Raw genomic sequence first — 2,776 nt, 5'->3', positions numbered from 1 at the left:
AGCACCGCATGCGCCATTCGCGTGCCCGAGGTCAGCTGGGCAATCACCAGCGAAATGCCGATCGACGAGGCGACATTGCGCATCAGCGTCAGCATCGAGGTGCCGTCGGTGCGCAGATGGTTGGGCAGTGTCAGGAACGCCACGGTCGACAGCGGCACGAAGACGAGGCCGAGGCCGAAGCCCTGCGCGATGCTGACGATGACGATCTCGGGGACGCCGGTCTGGTCGGTCCAGCGCGCGGTGAAGAACAGGCCGAGCGAGATCAGCGCCATGCCGGCCATGATCAGCGTGCGCGCCTCGATATATTTCATCACCCGGCCGACCAGCATCATCGCCACGAAGGTGCCGGAGCCGCGCGTCGCCAGCAGCAGGCCGGCGGTCAGGATCGGGTAGCCGATCACGTTCTGCAGGAAGGGCGATGACAGCGCCATGGTCGAATACAACACCAGGCCCATCACCGCCATGAACACGCAGCCGCCGACGAAATTTTTGTCCTTGAAGATGGCGAACTGGATGAACGGCCGGTTCGAGGTCAGCGAATGCGCGAAGAAGTAATAGAAGCCGACCACCGCGATGATCGCCTCGGCGATGATCTCGTTGGATTCGAGCCAGCCGAGCTGTTCGCCGCGGTCGAGTGCCAGCTGCATCGAGCCGATGCCGATGGCGAGGGCGGCAAAGCCGAACCAGTCGAATTTCAGTTCGAGATTCTGCTTGGTCTCGTCCATGAAGATCACCAGGCCGGCGACGGTGACGATGCCGAACGGCAAATTGACGAAGAACACCCAGTGCCAGGAATAGGTTTCGGTCAGCCAGGCGCCCAGCGACGGGCCCATGATCGGGCCGAGCATCACGCCCATGCCCCAGATCGACATCGCCTTGGCGCGCTCATGCAGCGCGTAGGAGTCGAGCATGACGGCCTGCGACAAGGGTACGAGGGCGGCGCCAAAGACGCCCTGCAGCAACCGGAACAGCACCATCTGGGTGATGTCCTGCGCCAGCCCGCACATCACCGAGGCCACGGTGAAGCCGGCGGCGCAGACGATGAACACCTTCTTGCGGCCGAACCGGTTGGCGACCCAGCCGACCGGCGCGGTCATGATCGCGGCGGCGACGATGTACGAGGTCAGCACCCAGTTGACCTGGTCCTGCGACGCCGACAGCGAGCCCTGCATATAAGGCAGCGCGACATTGGCGATGGTGGTGTCGAGCGCCTGCATGATGGTCGCGGTCATGGCGCAGATCGTCACCATGTTCCGGCGCAGGCCGGGGACCGCGATCGGGGCAGCGGACGTGCTCACCGGCCTAGTCCTTCGCCGCCGCCGGAGACAGGCCGAACAGCGCCGCCAGCGAGCGGTGATGGTTGGTGTCGATCGAGGTGAACGAACTCATGCCGGCCTTCAGCTTCTGCACCGCGGGGTCGGCGTAATCGAGATAGATCCGCACCGGCACGCGCTGCACCACCTTGACGAAATTGCCGGTGGCATTCTGCGGCGGCAGGATCGCGAATTGCGCGCCGGTGCCCGGGCTCAGCGAACCCACGGTGCCCTTGAACACATGGCTCGGGAAAGCGTCGACATCGATGTCGACCTTCTGGCCGACCGCGATATAGGTGAAGTCGGATTCCTTCAGATTGGCGTCGACCCACGGCCTGGCGTCGTCGATGACGCTGAGGATCGGGGAGCCGGCGGCGACGAAGCGGCCGAGCTGGATGTTGTCGACCTGGGTGGCGATGCCGCTCATCGGCGCGCGCAAGGTGGTGTGGTCGAGGTTGCGCTGTGCCTGGTCGAGCGCGGCCTTGGCCTGCGCGTAGGGCGGGAACTGTTCGAGGGGCAGGTTAACGTCGCCGAGCAGCTGGTTCTTCGCCGTCGATGTCTGCTGCTTCAAAAGCTCGAGCTGCGCACGCGCCGTGACCAGCGCGGTGGTGGAATTGTCGAGATCGAGCTGCGAGCCGTAATTGCTTTTCACCAGCGTCGACTTGCGCTCGACGTCGCGCTGCTTCAGGTCGGAGCCCTGCTGCAGCAGGTCCTGCATCTGGCCGTAGATCGTCACATTGCTGACGAGGTTGTCATAGACCGTCTTCTCCTGAGCCAGCGTCGCCTGTGCCTGGCGCAGCGCGAACTGGAACGGTGCCGGGTCGATCTCGAACAGCACGTCGCCTTCCCTGACGTGCTGGCCCTCGCGCACCACGACCTTGTCGACCTTGCCGGAGATGTCCGGCGTGATCAGCACCTTCTGCGCGCCGACATAGGCGTCGTCGGTGGTCACGTAGCGGCCGCCCGACAGATAGAACGTCACGCCGCCGACCAGTGCGACCACCGGCAGCACCACCAGCAACAGCGTACGGCGATGGCGGCGCAGGACACCGGGGCCGGCTTGTGGCGTCGTCGCTGGCGAGTCGGATGGGGAATTGCCGGGGGCTGCTTTTTCCGGCGCCAATTTCAGAGCGGGGTCAGCCATAGGTCGCTTCCTTGGGGGCAATGGAGGTGGGCGAAGGGCCGGCATGCAGGGCCGCTTCGCGGACGTTGTGTTTGACGATCTCGAGCTGGGCGACCAGCAGATCGGTATCAGCGGAGCTGAGCCCCGCTAACGCGGTCCTTGTCAGTTCGTTGCGCAGGTCGGCCAGCTTCAGCATCAGGGGGCGGGCGGCCTCGGTCAGATACAGTCGCTTGACCCTGCGATCGCTGTCGTCGCTGCGGCGTTCGATAAGGTCGAGGTCGCATAATTTGTCGATCAGCCGGGTCAGGGTGATCGGCTGGATTTCCATCAACTCGGCGAT

3 protein-coding genes are annotated in these 2,776 nt (G+C 64.6%); all 3 read right to left on the bottom strand.

Annotation, left to right across the window (positions count from 1 at the left end):
- Window positions 1-1,250, bottom strand: a 1,250-nt coding sequence (locus Q0S16_RS00265; protein WP_295843772.1) for a DHA2 family efflux MFS transporter permease subunit, incomplete at its 3' end; no start/stop codon positions are given.
- A 52-nt stretch (window positions 1,251-1,302) separates the two neighbouring features.
- On the bottom strand, window positions 1,303-2,457 hold the full coding sequence (locus Q0S16_RS00260) for an HlyD family secretion protein (RefSeq protein WP_295843769.1): 1,155 nt from the start codon (window positions 2,455-2,457) through the stop codon (window positions 1,303-1,305).
- On the bottom strand, window positions 2,450-2,776 hold a 327-nt coding region (locus tag Q0S16_RS00255), incomplete at its 5' end, for a MarR family transcriptional regulator (protein ID WP_295843767.1). The genes Q0S16_RS00255 and Q0S16_RS00260, both read right to left, overlap by 8 nt.

The sequence above is a fragment of the Tardiphaga sp. genome (genome assembly GCF_025356345.1).
In the GTDB taxonomy this organism is placed as follows: Bacteria; Pseudomonadota; Alphaproteobacteria; order Rhizobiales; family Xanthobacteraceae; genus Tardiphaga.
This window is presented reverse-complemented; position numbering and strand designations above follow the sequence as displayed.

Excerpts from the sequence above, each read along its gene's own strand:
- Q0S16_RS00260 (WP_295843769.1), bottom strand. The coding sequence starts at position 2,457 with ATGGCTGACCCCGCTCTGAAATTGGCGCCGGAAAAAGCAGCCCCCGGC.